13 protein-coding genes are annotated in these 17117 nt (G+C 69.2%); 3 read left to right on the top strand and 10 right to left on the bottom strand.

Translation table 11 applies throughout. The annotated features are described in order from the left end of the window. A partial coding sequence (locus J1C47_RS08290; protein ID WP_207350291.1) for an ISAs1 family transposase occupies positions 1–565 on the bottom strand: 565 nt, incomplete at its 3' end. Positions 566–781: 216 nt separating this feature from the next. On the opposite strand from J1C47_RS08290, the gene J1C47_RS08295 reads away from it, so the two are divergent. Together J1C47_RS08295 and ldtR are read left to right on the top strand one after the other, a co-directional pair. Beyond that, positions 782–1204: a DUF6163 family protein gene (locus J1C47_RS08295; protein ID WP_207350292.1), complete on the top strand. Its 423-nt coding sequence runs from the start codon at positions 782–784 to the stop codon at positions 1202–1204. Positions 1205–1375: 171 nt separating this feature from the next. Beyond that, entirely contained in the window at positions 1376–1885 is a 510-nt protein-coding gene (ldtR, locus tag J1C47_RS08300; RefSeq protein ID WP_207350293.1) for a transcriptional regulator LdtR, read from the top strand. Positions 1886–2176: 291 nt separating this feature from the next. On the opposite strand, the gene J1C47_RS08305 is transcribed toward ldtR, so the two are convergent. The 3 genes from J1C47_RS08305 to J1C47_RS08315 all read right to left on the bottom strand — a co-directional run bounded on the left by J1C47_RS08305 (position 2177) and on the right by J1C47_RS08315 (position 5184). After that, a complete protein-coding gene (locus tag J1C47_RS08305) occupies positions 2177–3007 on the bottom strand; it encodes a lytic murein transglycosylase (RefSeq protein WP_207350294.1) in 831 nt (276 codons plus the stop codon). A 241-nt stretch (positions 3008–3248) separates the two neighbouring features. Beyond that, a complete protein-coding gene (locus tag J1C47_RS08310) occupies positions 3249–3581 on the bottom strand; it encodes a lipid-A-disaccharide synthase N-terminal domain-containing protein (RefSeq protein WP_207350295.1) in 333 nt (110 codons plus the stop codon). Between the two features lie 4 nt (positions 3582–3585). After that, positions 3586–5184 (bottom strand): glycosyltransferase, encoded by a 1599-nt coding sequence (locus J1C47_RS08315; protein ID WP_207350296.1) that lies wholly within the window; start codon positions 5182–5184, stop codon positions 3586–3588. A gap of 293 nt (positions 5185–5477) precedes the next feature. On the opposite strand from J1C47_RS08315, the gene J1C47_RS08320 reads away from it, so the two are divergent. Further along, positions 5478–7049 (top strand): glycosyltransferase family 39 protein, encoded by a 1572-nt coding sequence (locus tag J1C47_RS08320; protein WP_207350297.1) that lies wholly within the window; start codon positions 5478–5480, stop codon positions 7047–7049. Positions 7050–7149: 100 nt separating this feature from the next. On the opposite strand, the gene J1C47_RS23690 is transcribed toward J1C47_RS08320, so the two are convergent. The 6 genes from J1C47_RS23690 to J1C47_RS08350 form a co-directional block, all read right to left on the bottom strand. Continuing rightward, complete coding sequence (locus J1C47_RS23690; RefSeq protein WP_281065491.1) at positions 7150–9384, bottom strand: methyl-accepting chemotaxis protein; 2235 nt, start codon at positions 9382–9384, stop codon at positions 7150–7152. Between the two features lie 538 nt (positions 9385–9922). After that, the gene (locus J1C47_RS08330) at positions 9923–11554 is read right to left on the bottom strand and encodes a caspase family protein (RefSeq protein WP_207350298.1); all 1632 of its coding nucleotides are present in this window, start codon (positions 11552–11554) and stop codon (positions 9923–9925) included. 309 nt (positions 11555–11863) lie between these two features. Continuing rightward, positions 11864–12439, bottom strand: coding sequence for a DUF6101 family protein (locus J1C47_RS08335; protein WP_207350299.1), 576 nt, complete (start codon positions 12437–12439; stop codon positions 11864–11866). A 181-nt stretch (positions 12440–12620) separates the two neighbouring features. Beyond that, the gene (locus J1C47_RS08340) at positions 12621–14081 is read right to left on the bottom strand and encodes an FAD-binding oxidoreductase (protein WP_207350300.1); all 1461 of its coding nucleotides are present in this window, start codon (positions 14079–14081) and stop codon (positions 12621–12623) included. A 107-nt stretch (positions 14082–14188) separates the two neighbouring features. Beyond that, the gene (locus J1C47_RS08345) at positions 14189–15154 is read right to left on the bottom strand and encodes an L-threonylcarbamoyladenylate synthase (protein WP_207350301.1); all 966 of its coding nucleotides are present in this window, start codon (positions 15152–15154) and stop codon (positions 14189–14191) included. Between the two features lie 87 nt (positions 15155–15241). Further along, positions 15242–16783, bottom strand: coding sequence for a GH25 family lysozyme (locus J1C47_RS08350; RefSeq protein ID WP_342591950.1), 1542 nt, complete (start codon positions 16781–16783; stop codon positions 15242–15244). Positions 16784–17117: the final 334 nt, after the last annotated feature.

Consider the following 17117-nt stretch of genomic DNA (forward strand, 5'->3'; position numbering starts at 1 on the left):
CGATGGCGTCGATCGAGACCAGCGCGCCCTCGAGCCCGCCGTCCTCGCCGAGCCGGGCCAGAAGTTCGGGGATGGCGGCCAACTCGCTGGCCTTGTCCGGCACGGCCTCCTGGCCGAGCACCAGCCGTTGCGTCGTGGCGAAGGCCGAGACCATGTGGATGGCCTGTTGGCCGGCGCCCCGGTCATGGCTGCGGCGCGAGGTCTTGCCGTCGATGGCGATGAGGTCGACCCGCTCGGGCCAGGTCTCCCGCACCCAGTCGGTGAAAGCCTTGGAGAACAAAGCCGGGTTGATGCGGTTCATCACGATCGTCAGCCAGCGCTCGCCGGGCACGCCGTGCTCGTAAGGCAGGAAGCGGCGCAGGAACGGCAGATGCGCAGCGCCCCATGCGGCGATCGTTTCGTAGTCGTCGCAGTCGGCCATCGTCCCGCAGACGACGAGCAGCAGGACTTCGGGAAGCGGATGATAGAGCCGGCGCACATCGCGCGGGTCATCGATCTCGGCAAAATGCTCCAGCAAAACCCGAAGGCGGGACTTCGAACCCCAATCGTCGGCACAAGCGCTCATCGCGGCGGCTCCTCGAATCAACCGCCGCCACAGAATCAGCCTCCGCGCAATGCGTCACCTGCTGTCATATGAGTTCGGAGCCCTGCCTGAACCCGGGCCCCAGATTGACCATGGCTCGGCGGGGGCGGTAGGTTGCCGGCAAGCCGCCCGAAAGCCGGCCCCAGGGAGCGCCGCCCGCGCGTGTCGGGGCGGCGCCGCCACGACGACGGGAGCGCCATGACCATCGAGCTTTCGGGCGAGAGCCGCGCGGAAAGCCTCAACCGGCGACTGACGGTCTGGCTCTGCCGGCTCGCCGGGCTCTGCCTGTTTTGCGTCGGCGTCTTCTACTGGGTGCGGCTGATCGGCGTCGAGCCCGCCCGCCTCGGCCGCTTCGACCTGATGCCGCTTTGGTGGCGGATCGCCGCGCCGGCGCTCGCCGTGCTCTATCCGGTCGCCGGCATCGGCCTTTGGATGACCGCCGGCTGGGGCGCGGTTATCTGGGCGCTGATCGCCATCGTCGAGGGGGTGATGCATCTCGGCTTTCCGGCGCTGTTCGGCGAAAACCTCCTGGGGCTCGCTGCCCATGCCTGGGGCCTCGGCATGCTCGCCGCCCTCAGGGTGGTGGACTGGCGCGAGAGCGGCCGGCGGCGCGGCCGCTGAAGCCGGCGCGGTCGCGCCGGGCGGAAAATCGTTAAGCAAGAAATTCGTCTGGTTCGCGTAAGGCCCCGTTAAGTCTGGGGTTTAAGTCGAATTTTAGGTGCGCCGCGTAGAGTGGTCTCCAAGATGGATAGACAAAACAATAATCCATCACTTCAACAGCGGAGATTTAACATGGTCACGAACAACAAGGCGCAGTCGGTTCCCGTTCACGAAGAAAAGGTGGAACTGAAGTCACTCTACCTCGAGACACTGCAGTTGGTCGAGCGGCTGCATCGGCGGTTGCTGGACGTGATCAAGGACGAGTTCGACCGGGCGGGTCGCACCGACATCAATGCCGTGCAGGCGCTCCTGCTCTTCAACATCGGCGATTCGGTGCTGACCGCCGGCGAGCTTCGCAGCCGCGGCTTCTATCTTGGCTCGAACGTCTCCTATAATCTGAAGAAGCTCGTCGAGCTCGGCTTCATCGACCACCAGAAGTCCCGCGTCGACCGCCGCGCGGTCCGGGTCTCGCTGACCGAATCCGGCAAGGAAGTCGCCGAGGTCGTCGCCGGCCTCTACGACCGCCACATCGGCTCGATCGACAAGGTTGGCGGCCTCGACGAGCAGGAATTCCAGAAGATGAACAAGTCGCTGCAGCGCCTCGACCGCTTCTGGAACGACCAGATCCTCTATCGCCTCTGATCGCCGGCCTGACCTCCAACGATCATCGGGCATCGACCCGCCCCGGAGCATCGCTCCGCGGGCGCGGTCGGCGTTTGGCGTCCGGCCCAAGGCCCGCGGCGCTTCCGGACATGGCTGCGAGCCGGATTCGATGCTCTGGTCAGGCAGGGCCCAATGGGCGGGCCGGCCTTACGGCACCGCAACCGAGACCCGGCCGGAACCGTGCATGAAAAAGCCCGGCGCCGTCGGCGCCGGGCGGATCAAGGATCGGGAATGCGGCCCGCGGTCAGCGGGCGCGCGGTCCGCTGCAGCTCAGCTCGCGAGCTTGGAGGCGAACAGCGCCAGGGCCTTCTGGTAGACGCCGGCCTTGTTCCACTCGCGCAGAACCGAGAAGTTCGGCTGGCCCGGCTGGTAGCCGGCGCCCGCCTGCCAGCCGTGCTGGCGCAGGAAGTTCGCCGTCGAGGCGAGGACGTCGGCCTTGGAGCGGATCAGGTCGCGGCGGCCGTTGCCGTCGGCATCGACGGCAAAGCGCAGATAGTTCTTGGCGAGAAACTGCGTCTGGCCGATCTCTCCGGCCCAGGCGCCGCGCATCTGGTCGGCGCTCATGTCGCCGCGGTCGATGATGGCGAGAGCCGCGAGCAGCTCCTCGGTGAAGAAGGCCGAACGGCGGCAGTCATAGGCGAGGGTCGCCAGCGAGGGGATCACCGGCATGCTGCCGGAATTGGCGCCGAAGCCGGTCTCCATGCCCCAGATCGCGACGAGGATCTCCTTCTGCACGCCGTAGCGGCTCTCGATCGAATTGAGCAGCCCGGCATTCTGCTGGATGATTCGCTTGCCCTTCGAGACGAAGGAGGCCGGCGCCCGCCGCGCCATGAAGGCGTCGAGCGACAGGTTCATCGAATGCTGGTTGCGGTCGAGGCTGATGACCTTCGAGGAATAGCGGGCCGGCATCAGCGCCGACTCGATGGTGCGCTGGGAAATGCCGGCGGAAGCCGCCTCGCGGGCCATCTGCTGCTTCCACTGGTCGAAACCGGCGGCGGAATTGCCGCACTGGGCGGCTGCTGCGGGAAGCGCGCCGGCGCCGATGACGAGGGCCGTCAGGCCGGAAAGGGCGAGCTTCGCGAGGCTGGTGCGTCTGAGCATGTCGGAAGAATTCCTCCTTTGGGAAAAGATCTGAGGTTTCGGGCCCGCGCGACGGCGGCGTGAAAGGTTTCGGGCGATGCGGCCGGCCTTGCCCGGCTTCGCGCCGCCGGTCCCGGCGATTGTCGTCGGGCGGCGGCAGGTCGGATCGCCGCCGAATCGCCCTGTCGGTACGGAACGCTTCCCGAAGGAAAACGGCAGCAGTCGGGCAGGACGGTGTGCCTGCGCGCAATTCGGCGCCGCGTCAGGAATGCGGGATCTCCATGCTCTCGGTCTCCGCCAGTGTCCGTTTCTTCTCTCCGACGATCAACATGACGTTCCGGGCATAGATGAACAGGCCCGCCGCCTGGCCGATGATGAAGACCGGATCGCGGCGATGCAGCGCATAGACGAGGAGCAGGCTGCCGCCGAGCAGCGAGAAGGTCCAGAAGGCGACCGGCATCACCGACCGGCGGGCCCGCTCCGAGGCGATCCACTGGATGAGGAAGCGCGCCGTGAACATCGCCTGGGCGATGAAGCCGAGAACGATCCAGAGGTCGAACTGCTCGATGAAGACGTGATTGAGATAGGACAGCATGGCGCTACTCCCTCGCGGCGGAGACGTCGTCGACGCGGCCGGGCGTGCGGCGGCCGCGGCGCAGGATCCACCAGACGCCGAAGAGATCGAGCGCCCCGCGTGCCGCCCGGTCGAAGATGCCGTAGTTCGATTGGCCGAAGCGGCGCTGGCGGTCCTTGACGTCGAGATGCGCGATCGAGAATTCCTCCCTGAGGACGAGCGCCGGCAGATAGCGATGCCAGCCGTCGAAATAGGGCAGCCGGCGGAACAGCGCCGTCGGAAGCGCCTTCAGCCCGCAGCCGGTGTCGCGGGTCGCATCGCTGAGGATCGCCGTCCTGAGCCGGTTGGCCGCCCTGGAGGAAAGGCGCTTGGAAAAGCTGTCGGTGCGCCCTGTCCGCTGGCCGGCGACGAGACCGCAGCCTTCGCCCGCCCGTTCCAGCCGCGCCACCATTTCGGGAATGAAGGCCGGGTCGTTCTGGCCGTCGCCGTCGATGGTGACGAGGCAGTCGCCGGCGGCGTGGAGCACGCCGGTGCGCACCGCCCGGCTCTGGCCGGCGGAGCGTTCGTGGCGGATGTGACGGACGGCGAGCCCTTGGCCGCGCAGCCGCTCGAGCGTCTCCGGCGTCGCATCCGTCGAGCCGTCGTCGACGACGACGATCTCGTGCCGCCGTGCGGCGAGGGCCGTCGCGATCTCGGGCACGAGAACCGCGAGGTTCTCGGCCTCGTTGCGGGCCGGAACGACGACGCTGATCATGGCGAAATGCCGCTGCTGCGTCGGTTGAAGCGTGGGAAGGGCGTCCATCGGCGGCGCCTTATCACAGTCCTTCGCGCCGGTCGCGCCAGAAAACCGTGCCGCGGCGCTGCCATTCGCCGGCTGCCGCGCCGCCCGGTTTTTTCCGGAGGCGAAGCCGAGGCGGGCCCGAATGGCCTCGCGGGTCGCGGCGAAGCGGGCATCGATTCTGCCCCCTGCCGCGCCGAAGAACAGCGGCCTGAGGATGACGATCGTCGCAAGGACGATGATCCAGGAGACCAGGACGTCGGAGAGGAAGTGGCCGCCGGCGGCGATCCGCGCCGCCGAGACCGTCGCGGCGGCGACGGTGAGCCCGAGCCCCACCGGCGCGCGATCGGATCGCGGCACCACGAAGAACAGCGACAGGATCGCGGCGGCCGAGGCCGCCTCGCCGGAGGAGAACGAACAGTTGCCGGTGCACTGGCCGGCGAAGTGCCACACCGGCGTGAAGTCGAGGCTGCCGCCGAATTCGGCGAGATTGCGCGGCCGCACCCGGCCCGCGGTGTTCTTCAGGATGGCGTTGACGACGAGGCCCGGCCCGAGCGCATAGACGCAAAGGACGAAGAGGCCGGCGCTCGGCCGCATCGGCCAGCCGGGCAGGCGGGCGAAAAGCGCCCCGACGACGGAGAGCCCGGCCGCCGAGACGGCGAGGATGGTCATCCAGTTGCCGAAGCCGCGGACGATCTGGAGGTCGATGCCGGACTGGTCGGCAAAGCCGCGGCCCTGTTGGTAGAACAGTGCGCTGACGCCGGTGTCGATGCCCGGAAAGGCAAGGAAGACGAGACTGACGAGGCACAGCACCACAGTCAGGCCGGCGAGCGGCCGGCGGTTCATCAGGCCGGCGAGGCGCCGCCACGGCGCTCCTTTCGTCGGACCGTACCCGGGCCCGCCGCTGCCGATCCCGTCATCCGAAAGGCCGGCGAACCCCGAAGAGGCCACGGCACCTCGATCCATCTTCGACCATCCTTGCACTGCACTGCGCCATGGGCCAGTTTGCCCCGGCCCGCAGCGTCGATCATGGCCCGCGCCGCATGGCGGGGCTTTCGACACGCGTTCTGCGGCCACTAACCATCCATTCGCAAGTAATTATGACACGAACGACGACCGCAACGCGTCAGGCCGCAGGCGTGACGGATCGGCTACAGGACCGCTCCCTCGGCATGGCCGGGCTCGCCCTGATCCTCGCCGCCGTCGCGCTCGCGCGGCTCCTCGCTCTGGTGCTGTCGCCGAGCGAGCTCGGCTTCGACGAGGCGCAATACGTCCTTTGGGCCCGGCATTTCGACTTCGGCTACTTCACCAAGCCGCCGCTGATCGCCTGGGTGATCGGGGCGGAGACGCAGGTTTGCGGCACCGGCGCGGCCTGCGTGCGCTCGGTCGTGCCGCTGGTCAATTCGGCGACGGCCTTCGTGCTGGCGCTGCTCGCGGCGCGGCTCTACGGCCGGCGCAGCGGCTTCTGGACCGGCATCTTCTTCGCCCTGATGCCGGGGATCGCGGTCTCGTCCTTCCTGATCACCACCGACCCGTTCCTGCTGTTCTTCTGGGCGCTCGCGCTCTATGCGCTGTTCGAACAGATCGAGCGGCCGGGCCTTTCGCCGGCGCTGCTCTTCGGCGTCGCCGCCGGCCTCGGCCTCAACGCCAAATATGCGATGATCTATCTGCCGGCGCTGGTGGCGCTTTCGGCGGCGCTGCTGCCGGAACTGCGGCAGAAGCTCGTGCGCCGCGAAAGCCTCGCAGCGCTCGCCGTCATGCTCCTCCTCATCGCGCCGAACCTCGTCTGGAACGCGCTGAACGGCTTCGCCACCTTCGAGCATACGGCGAACGACAACATCGGCTGGTCGCTGGACCGGATCAACGGCCGGAAGGGCTTCGAATTCCTGGCGGCCCAGTTCGCCATCGCCGGCCCGGTGATCTTCGGGGCGATGCTCAACGCCCTCTTCCTCGGCGCCCGGACGGAGAAGCCGCGCACCGATCTTCTGCTGCTCGTCCTCTCCTGGCCGATCCTCCTCGCCATCACCGTCCAGGGCTTTCTCGCCCAGGCGAACGTCAATTGGGGCGCCACCGCCTATCCGGCGGGCGCGATCGTCGCGACCGCGCTGGTCGTGCGCCACCGCTGGCGCTTCTTCTTCCTGGCCAACCTCGTCGTCTGCGGCCTTGCCTCGCTGGTGATCCTCTTCGGCACGGCGTTCTTCGACCCCGGCTCGGCGCCGGCGGCAGGCCGGCAGCTGCGTCAGCTCGCCGGCTGGCAGAAGACCGCCGAGAGCCTCGAAGCCCTGGCGGCGCAAACGGGGGCAAGGCGCGTCGTCGTCGAGGGGCGGGCGCTGACGGCGGGCATCGCCTATGCGCTGCGCGATTCGGATCTAAAGGTCCTGGCCTATCTGCCGAAGGGCGACCGTCCCGGCGACCAGTTCCAGCTCGACCGGCCGTGGAACGGCGAGGACCAGCGCCAGGGCACGCTGCTCTTCGGCGTCGGCCGCGAGGGCCTGGAGCGGCTCGGCGCATCGCCGATCGCCGTCATCGAGGCGCCGATCTATGCCGCGAAGGACGGCACGATGCCCGTCTACGGTTTTGCGGAAGGGGCGACGCCGGCGGCCGGACCGGCGGCGCAGTCCACCGCCGCGCGACCGTCGGACCCTGCCAAGGGCGCTGCCGGAGGCGGCGATGCAAAAGCGCGCGCCGGTGACGGGGCCGGCACGCGCTGAGCTTTCGCGAGGCCGCCGAACGCCTCCAGATCGGCTGGGTCCGACTGGTGCGGCCAGATCCGGCGGGGAGTGGCCGGCCCGACCCGAGCCGGCCGAAGGCTCAGAACTCCTCCCAGCTCTCCTCGGCTGCGGTGGCGGCGGCGGGCTTGCGGGCCGCGCCGCCGGTGCCGGCGGTCTTCAGCTGCGGCAGGCCGCGGGCACCGGGCCGAGCGGCGGTGCGCATGCCGCCCGATCCCGCCGCCCCGGCGGCCTTCGCCGCCGTCCCGGCCGTCCGGAACCGCGCCACCGCCGCCGCCAGGCCCTCGGTCTCCTTGGCGAGCGTCTGGGCCGCCGCGGTCGATTCTTCCACCATCGCGGCGTTCTGCTGCGTCACCTTGTCCATCTGGTCGGCGGCGCCGGAAACCTCGCGCAGGCTCGTCGCCTGTTCGCGCGCCGAGGCCGCGATCCGCCCCACCACCTCGGCCATCCCCGCGACCTCCGCGACGATCTCCTCCAGCGACCTACCGGAGGCGGTCACCAGCGTGACGCCCTTCTCCACCTGTTCCGAGGAGGCGTTGATCAGGCCCTTGATCTCCTTGGCGGCCTCGGCCGAGCGCTGGGCGAGCGCCCGCACTTCCTGGGCCACCACCGCGAAGCCCTTGCCGGCCTCGCCGGCCCGCGCCGCCTCGACGCCGGCATTCAGCGCCAGGAGATTGGTCTGGAAGGCGATCTCGTCGATCACCCCGATGATCTGGTTGATCTGCTGCGAGGACGCCTCGATCTGGCTCATCGCGGTCACCGCCTCGGCGACGATCGCGCCGCCCCTTTCGGCCTTCTGACGTGCCGCCTCGGCGCTCTGGCGCGCCTCGTTCGCCCCGTCGGCGGTGCGGTTGACGCCGCCGGTCACCTCGCCGAGCGCGGCGACGGTCTCTTCCAGGCTCGCCGCCTGCTGTTCGGTGCGCTGGGCGAGGTCGTTGGAGGCGACGGTGATCTCCGAAAGCCCGGTGCGGATCGAACCGACCGCCCCGACCACCCGGCCGATCGCCGCTTCCAGCTCTTCAACCGAACCGTTGAACTTCGCCCGGATCGGCTCGAATTCCGGCGCCACCGCGCCGGCCATGCGCACCGTCAGGTCGCCCGAGGACAGCCGGTCGAAGCTCGCGTCGACGAGGCCCATGAAGGCCCTGAGGTCTTCCGCCTTGGCATGTTCGAGATCGGCCTGGCGCCGCCGCGCATCCGCCTCCGATACCCGCGCGGCCTCGGCCTCGCCTTCGAGCCGTCGCTGATCCACCGCCGTCTGCTTGAAGACCTCGACGGCTGCCGCCATCGCGCCGATCTCGTCCGACCGTTCCTGGCCGTCGACCTCGACCGTCAGGTCGCCGGCTGCCAGCCGTCCCATCGTCGTCGTCAGGCGCTTGATCGCCGTGCCGAGGGACCGGGCGAAGAGCATGAAGCCGACCAGCGCCAGCAAGGCCACCGCCAGCGTCGCCAGCATCGTCGTCCACAGGGCGGCCCCCTGATGGGCCGAAAGATCCGTGACGTCCGAGGCGAGCTCCAGGACGCCGATCGGCTCGCCGGAGAAGTTCGTCAACGGCATTGCCGTCACGGCATATTCCTCGCCATTCGTCGTGGCGTGGCCATAGACCGGCCGGCCGGCGAATGCGTCGTCGATCTGCTCGCCCGTCAGGATGCTCTCTGAAGGGAAGGTCGACGCCTGCCGGGTGAACTGCCCCTCCTGGAACATGTGGACCGCGACGTTGCCATGGATGCTCTTGGCGATCCGGGCGAAATATTCGTCGTTCAGCCGCGTTCCGACGTCGATGACGCCGACGACCGTTCCGTTCTGGACGACGGGCGCGGAGGCGAACATGCCGATGGCGGCGCGTCCCGGCTCGATGCCGGCCGTCAGCCGCCCTTCCGCGATGGCCACCTCGACCATCTTGCGGCGGCCCTTCATGAAGTCTCCGGACTTCTTAGGATCGTGCACCCGCGCGATCGCCTGGGTCTCGGCATTGACGAAGGTGATCGCCTGGACGTCGCTATGGGCGGTGATCTGCGGCAACTGCGCCTGATAGCGCGCGACGAGCGTATCGTGCGCCCGCTGCCGGATGAGTTCGGCGGTCTCGGGTTCGGCGGCGATCGTCAGCGCGACGGCGGAAGCGGACCGCTTCTGGCCCTCGACATCGGCCTCGACGAAGGCGAGGTCGTTCCGCGATTCGGCCCGGATCGCGTTGTCGCTCATCGAATCCTGGCGGTACCAGGCGAGCCCTCCGATCGTGCAACTGGCAAACAGGACGGCAGCGATGCCGCAAGTGGTGATCTGGATCCACAGGGGACGCGTGACGTTCGTTGCCATTTTCCGACGAGTTCCGTGTTGTGCGCGGATGGTACCGGCAAGCGGGTTTGCTGCGGCAGCACAAGCTCGGATGGAAACATTAAACTTCGGTTATAAATTCTCCGTGAGAAGTTGAATTCGCGTAACCGTGGGGCGTGGTGGCCTGTCGACAGCAAACCGCTCGCGTGAACGGCGTGACGCAGGAAATTCCTGCTTCTCCGCTCCGTCGCCGCGCAGCTTCGACGCGCCGCACCTTTCGCCGCCGCCGCGCAGATTTGCCGCGGCGCAGCGACGCCGCCGCAGCGTTCCAACCGCAACGCAACGCGCCGACCGCGGACCACCACCGCAGGCCGAGCCATGAACGGAAAAGGGGCGGCCATGGCCGCCCCCTTCGTCGTTCTTCCGGATTTGACGCGCAGACGGCCTCGCCGCATTTTTGGATGCCGGATGCCGGATGCCGGATGCCGGATGCCGGATGCCGGATGCCGGATGCCGGATGCCGGATGCCGGATGCCGGATGCCGGATGCCCGATGCCGCATGCCCCGCGACAGTTGCGGGTCAGCGGCCGATGGCGCCGCCGATCACCCCGCCGACGAGACCGCCGAAGAAGGCCGCGGCTGCGGGATCGCCGCCGCCGGAGCGGCGCGGGGAGACCCTTCGCACGACATGCGGCTGCGCGCGCTGCGCCCGGCGCGGCTCGGAATAGGTCTGCCGGGTGGCGCGCTGCGGCGTGTAGGCCCGCACCTTCGGCGGAGCCGGCGGCGTATAGGCGGCGAGGGCGGCCTGGGTCTGGTTGACAAGAAGGTCGTATTGCGGACGGTTCAGATAGCCGCTGACATGCACGGCGCGCGCCGTCTGCCACCGGATGATGGCGTTGCGGGTGTTCGGGCCGAAGGCGCCGTCCGGCGTGCCGCATTGGAAGCCGGCGAGGTTGAGGCGGAGCTGCACCTCCTTGCGGAGGTTGCGGTCGAGGCCGAGCACCGCCTCGGTTCCCTCGCTCGACTGCAGCGCGCTCTGGCCGGCCGTTCCGGAGAGCCCGGCATCCGGCTCGGCCGCGGCGGCCAGCGGCTGCGGCGCGCTGGTGCCGGGATCGAGGCTGGCGACGACGTTGCCGCCGGTTTCCCGCGCCAGCTTCTGGATCTGCTTGCGGGCGTTGGCCGCGAAGAGCCCGTCCGGGAAGGTTTCCAGATAGGCCTCGTAGTCGGCACGCTGGCCGGTCTGGCGGGCGAAGTTGTAGAGCGCCGTTTCGCGCTTCAGGAGGTCGGCGTCGTCGCCGCGGCTGGCCGTCGTGTTGTCGGCGGTCGGCAGGGCCGGCGCCGGCACGGAGTCCAGAGCCGGCGAGATCGCCACCGCCGGATCGAGCGAGGCGACCCGCGTCGCATCCGGGTTGAGATAGACCTCGCCGGTCAGCGAGGCGTTGATCCAGGGGCGCTGCTTGTTGCCGGTGGTCTGCAGCACCTGGCCGGTGACCCGCGACATGACCACCTGGATGTCGGTGTCCGGCGCCTCGATCTGGTCGAGGAAGGCCTGGGTGAAGGGCGAGTGGGCGGTGCCGTCGCCGTCATAGGCCACCTCGTCCGGGCTGGTCGCGTAAATGATCGCGGTGCCCTCGCTGCCGTCGCCGTCGCCGATGTCGACCTTGGCGAGGCCTTCCGAGATCTTCGCCGACCGCGTCGACCGCGTCAGCGATCGCGCCAGCGAGCGCGACAGCGGATTGTCGCGGCAGGCGTCGAGCACGACGAGGCGCACGCCGACGTCGTAGCGCATCTGCTTGTTCACCGTGTCGAGCGAGACGGCCTTGAAGTCGAGATCGGAGGGATCCTCGAAGGCCGCGTCCACCGGCACCAGGTAGTTCCTGCCGTTCACCTGCATGCCGTGGCCGGCATAGAAGAACATCCCGATCTCGGCGCCGCGGACGGCCTTGGCGAATTCCTGGATGGTCATGTCCATCTTCGCCTTTTCGAGGTCGTATCCCTCGATCACCTCGAAGCCGAGCTTCTTCAGCTTCAGGGCGATGGCGCGGGCGTCGCGCGAGGGGTTCTCGAGGGCGCCGGTGTTGAGATAGGCGCTGTTGCCGATCACCAGGGCGACCCGCTTCGCCTCGGTGGCGGCGCGCGCCCCGCCGGGCGCCGAAAGGCTCGCCAGGGCGAAGGCGAAGAAAAGGGCGAAGGCGCCCGCGACGAAGCGCAAGGCCGACCGGCGGCGGCGGCCGGAGGTGCGATCCCGGCGCGTGACTGCGCCGCTCAGCGGCCCGGCCGGACGAAGGCTTTGATTTCCCACGAGCCTACCCCTCTAAGTCGTTCCTTACCTTAGGAGACGCACGCCACGGTATTGTCATTTGCCGGCAAAGGCAACCGGAAAACGCATCCCTGAGGCAAAAGGCCGCCCGGTCCTTGCGGACGGGCGGCGACGCTCTCTCGGGGGCCGAGGCAGGAAGCGGGGCGGGGGCGGGCCGCGCCGCGGCCGGACAGGGGAAGGGGACTGCGGCGGGCCGGACGGTCAGCGGCGGGCGATGATCTCTTCGCCCGACACCACCATGCGCATGCCGAGGCCGGGCTTGCGGCGGGCGAGGAAGCGCGGGCGGCGCTGGCGATGCGGCCCGGCGCGGCGCGAGGCGGGCTTTGCGGTGCGCACCTGGCCGACGGTCTCCTCCAGCGTGACGACGCTGCCGTCGGCCTCGATCATCAGCATCGGCAGGCCGAAGAGGTCGGACCAGCCGCGCCAGTCGGCGGCGACGTCGAAGAGGTCGCTCGCCACGAGTAGCGGCACCGTGCATTTCGGGTCGTCGTGATGAAGTTCCAGCGTCACCGTCACCTCCCCTTCCGCGGTTTCCATCGCCCGGGCGGCGATGCCGCGGAAAACGCGAGGCGCAAGTGCAACGGAAATCGGAAGTCCGCAACCTTTCAGAGTGCGGCGGATGACCGCTCCCCGCCGGTCGACCCGGTAGGTGACCTCCTCGCCGTCCTCGACGGCGACGAAGCTCTGATGCCGATCGCAGTCGCGCGGATCGAGCCGCACCGGCGCGCCGGCCCAGGTCGGGCGGGAAAGGGTCTGTGCGTTCTGAGCGGTGGTCATGGATGACGCCTTCTGTCTCTCCTGAGAGCCGATTGTCCGGCTCGGGATCCCCGTTTGCGACGGCCGATGTGTTCCCGGCCTTTCGATGGGATCAGAATAGACAGCGCCTCTTGCCCGCCCGCTAAGAAAGTCAGTTAAGTCTTCCTGACCTTTGCGAGGGTTACCAGAAAAGAAACTTGAATCAAATCTGAACGACCTTGCCAGGGTTGAGGATGTTGTTGCGATCGAAGATCCGTTTGATCGAGCGCATGAGATGCATCTCGAGTGCCGGCTTCGTCCTTGCGAGTTCCTCGCGCTTCAAAAGGCCGATGCCGTGTTCGGCGGAGAACGAACCGTCCATCTCGGCGACGAGGCCGTGGACGAGGCCGTTGATCTCGCGCCAGCGGGAAAGGAACCCGGCGGTGTCGGCGCCGACCGGCTGGGAGATGTTGTAGTGGACGTTGCCGTCGCCGAGATGGCCGAAGGCGCAGATGCGGGCGCCGGGGATCGCCGCCGTCACCGCCGCGCCGGCCTTTTCCAGAAATTCGGGAACCCGGGCGACCGGCACCGACACGTCGTGCTTGATCGAGCCGCCTTCCGGCTTCTGGGCCCAGCTCATCGATTCGCGCATGTGCCAGAAGGCGTCGCCCTGGGCGAGCGAGGCGGCGATCGCCGCGTCCGCGACGATCCCGGCCTCGAAGCCTTCGGCGAGAAGCGCCTCCATGGTCTCGCGCGCGTCCTCCGCCGAGCGGCTGGAGGAGACCTCGACGAGAACGTACCAGGGGTGGGCCTGGGCCATCGGGTCGCGGGCCCCCTCGATGTGGCGGAGGACGAAGTCGAGGCCGAGCCGCGGCAGGAACTCGAAGCCCGTCAGGCCGCCGCCGGCGTGCCTTTCGGCGATCCTGAGAAGCTTCAGGGCGGCTTCCGGCGAGGCGAGCCCGACGAAGGCGACCTCGCGCCCGGCGGGCTTGGGAAACAGCCGCAGCACCGCGCCGGTGATGACGCCGAGGGTGCCTTCGGAGCCGACCAGGAGGTCGCGGATGTCGTAGCCGCGATTGTCCTTCTTCAGCCGGCGCAGGCCGTGGAAGATCTCGCCGCCGGCGAGCACCGCCTCGATGCCGAGGCAGAGCTCGCGCGAATTGCCATAAGCGAGGACGCCGGTGCCGCCGGCATTCGAGGCGAGGTTGCCGCCGATCTCGCAGGAGCCCTCGGAACCGAGCGACAGCGGGAAGAGGAGGCCCGCCTCGTCGGCCGCCTCCTGCACGCGCTGCAGCACGACGCCGGCATCGACGGTGATCGTCCGGCCGACGGGATCGACGGCGCGGATGCGGTCGAGCCGGGACAGGGAAAGGACGATCTGGCCCGGCGAGCGCGGCGACTGGCCGCCGGTGAGGCCGGTGTTGCCGCCCTGCGGGACGATCGGCGTCTTCGTCTCGTCGGCGAGGCGCAGGATCGCCGAGACTTCCTCGACCGTCTTCGGCCGCAGCACCATCGCCGCCCGGCCGGGAAACAGCCCCCGCGGCTCCTCGAGATAGGCGGCGAGGTCCGCCGCCTCGGTCAGGGCGTTCGCCGTCCCGACGATCGCCGCGAAGCGCGCGCGCAGCGCCTCCGACAGCGGCGCGTCGTCCGGATCCGTTGGCAGTGCGATGTCGATGCCGGTCATGTGTGCCGCCCCTTCTTCCCGTCCTTTTGCGCAGATAGGGCCGAGCCCGGGCCGGGCGAAGCGCAAGCTGCGCCGGACCCCTCCCGGGCCTGTCCTTCAGTTTGAGATCATCTCGGCGCGGCGGCGCGCCGCAGCCGGTCGTTGATCGCCTCGCCGAGGCCTTCCTCGGGGATCGGCGCGACGGCGATCCGCTCGACATCGGCCGAATCGAAGGCCGACAGCGCAGCGAAGAGATTGGCCGCCGCCTCCTTCAGGTCGCCGCGCGGGCTGAGATTGACGATCGCCGCGGCCCGTTCCAGGCCCTCCGGCCGTTTCGGCCCGAAGGCGACGACGAATTCGCCGGGCTCGACGCTGGTCGCACCGAGCCGCACCCGCCCGGCCGGGGCGTAATGCGAGGCGAGCCCGCCGGGCGCGGCGATCGCCGCACCGGCTTCGGGGCCTTCCACGGCACGGCCGGTGGCCGCCTCGATCGCGGCACGCGGGAGGGCGCCGGCGCGCAGCAGCACCAGCCGGCCGGCCTCCGGGCGCAGGATCGTCGATTCGATGCCGACGGGGGAGGGGCCGCCGTCGAGGATCAGCGGGATGCGGCCGGAAAGGCCCCGGGCCACCGCCTCGGCGCTGGTGCCGGTGACGCGGCCGGAGGGGTTGGCGCTCGGGGCGACGATCGGCCGGCCAAGCCGTCCGGCGAGCCGCGCCACGACGCCCCGCGGCATGCGCAGCGCGACGGTCGAAAGCCCCGCCATCGCCAGCGGGTGGACGGGCGACGCGGCGGCGGCCGGCAGCACCAGCGTCAGGGGGCCCGGCCAGAACCTTGCCGCAAGCGAGCGCGCGAGGTCGTCGAAGACGGCGATGCGCTCGGCCATGTCGAGGCCGGAAACGTGGCAGATCAGCGGATTGAAGCGCGGCCGCCCCTTCGCCTCGAAGATCGCCGCGACGGCGCCGCCGAGGGTCGAATCGCCGGCAAGGCCGTAGACGGTCTCGGTCGGCAGGGCGACGAGTTCACCGGCGGAAAGAAGCGCCTCGGCGCGCGGCTCGGCCGCGGGATCGGCAAGGGGGAGAAGGACGGTCTGCATGAGGTCTGGATTGCAGACCTTTCGCCGGAAGGAAAGCCCCGGCGGGCACGAACCGGCTCGGCAAAGGGCGGCGGGCCGCCCGCTGCGTCAGCGGGTCGCCTCGAAGGCGCCGAAGATCCGCCGGTCGACCATGTCGAGCGCGGCGACGTGATCGGGCGCGGCGCGGCGCACCCGGCCGCCCCGCTCGGAACGGTCGGCGCCGAGCTGCGACAGAACGCGCGCGGGCATCGGCAGCGCGTTGGCGCGGCGCTCGGCATCGGCAGCGGCGAGCACCTTCATGACGTGGGAGCGCTCAATGCCGGTCTCTGCCGCGTCCGGGCGGCGCGTCGCCTGCGGCGCGAAACTCTCCGGCAGGCGGACCGCGGCGGCGGCGGGCGGCGCGATCAGCCGGTCGAGGCTGCCGGCGGCAAGCGAGACGGCCTGCTGCAGCGACTTGACGTTCCGGGCGATCGCCGCGGCGGCATCGCCGGAAAGCACCGAAGGCTTCATCGGCGCGGCGGCCGTTTCGGCCGGCTTGCCGCCGGCGAGCTTCGCCGCCTTCGCCTTATCCGTTCCAGCCTTCTCAGCGCCGGCCTTTTCCGCGCTCGCCGTCGTCGTCTCGCCCTTGGCGATCGAGGTCAGCATCTGCAGCGGGTCGATCGCGGCGTGGTGCTCGGAGGGGCCGTAGGCGGCGAGCAGCGTGTCGCTCGCCCCGCCGGAAACGTTCTTCGGGGCCGCGCCGAGCTTCTCGGCGCCGGCGACCGCGTTCTTGGTCTTGTCGGAGACGGCGGCGATCAGGGCGCCGGCGTCGCGGTCGGCCGGCTGGGTCACCAGTTCGTCGAAGGGCCAGGCCTTCTGCAGCTCGGCGACGTCGTAGGTCGAGACGTTGACGTCGATGTTGGTCTCGGCGCCCTTCACCCGGTAGGGGCAGGACTGCTTGTTGCAGTTGTGCATGGAGGAGAACTGCCACAGCGCATAGGACGGCCAGGTCTCGACCGGGAACTTGCCGGCGATGTTGTCGCGGTAGCGGGCATACCAGAGCGGCAGGCGCGACAGCAGCGGATAGTCGGCGCTGTGGTCGGAGATGAACTTGGCGGTGGAGCCGTTGGTGTAGAGGACCGGATAGCGGCCGGTGCGGATCTTGATCTGGTCGGCGAAGATCTCCGCGTCGGACAGGCTCATCCACTCGTCGGAATTGTCCTCGATGTCGAGGGCGAGGAGATCGTCGTCGGCCGGCTCGGCGAAGTCGACGAAATGGTCCGCCTGGGCCCGCGGATTGCCCGGCCGGCCGAGATGATAGGCGCCCCAGAGCAGCCCCTTCATCTTCGCCATCTGCCGGCGGGTCATGTAGAGTTCTTTGGTGACGGAGTATTTCCACCAGCGGTTCTTGCAGAGCTGGTACTCGTCGTCCTTGTACTTGTTGCAGTTCCACTCCGGCGGCAGGCCGTCCGAGGCCTTGTTGATGAAGCCGGCGATCCGCTTGTCGGACGTGAGCGCCTTCCAGTCGATCGGATTGAACTCGTAGGCGTCGATGACCAGAGCCTTGTCGGACCCCTTCCACGGCTCGTTCCACGCCGCTGCGGCCGGCGTGGCACCTGCGAATACGAGTCCGTATGCCATCAGCAGCGCGAAGGATATCGCGGCTGCCACGGCAGCGCCCTGTTTCCTCATGTCTTCGAAGCCCCCTCGAAGTCGATCGGCCTTGCGTCAGTCCCGCGGCTTTGTTTCATCCAGGTGACGTTTCCCCGGGCATCAGCCCCCGTCTCCTGCAACCGCCCTGCCTGTTTCCCCTGCAAATTGGGCAGGTTCCGGGCGCCGCACTTCACGAATTGTTACATCGAAATGTTTCGTGATGGGTGTTGCGCCGGTTCCGCTGCATCAATGCGCAGTCTGGCAAATTTGATGCAATTTCGACAGACAAGTCTTGCCCGAGGGTTAACACGGCGCCAACGAAGACGGTTAAAACGCCTCGCCGGCCACGGAT

This window comes from Jiella sonneratiae (genome assembly GCF_017353515.1).
GTDB lineage: Bacteria > Pseudomonadota > Alphaproteobacteria > Rhizobiales > Rhizobiaceae > Jiella > Jiella sonneratiae.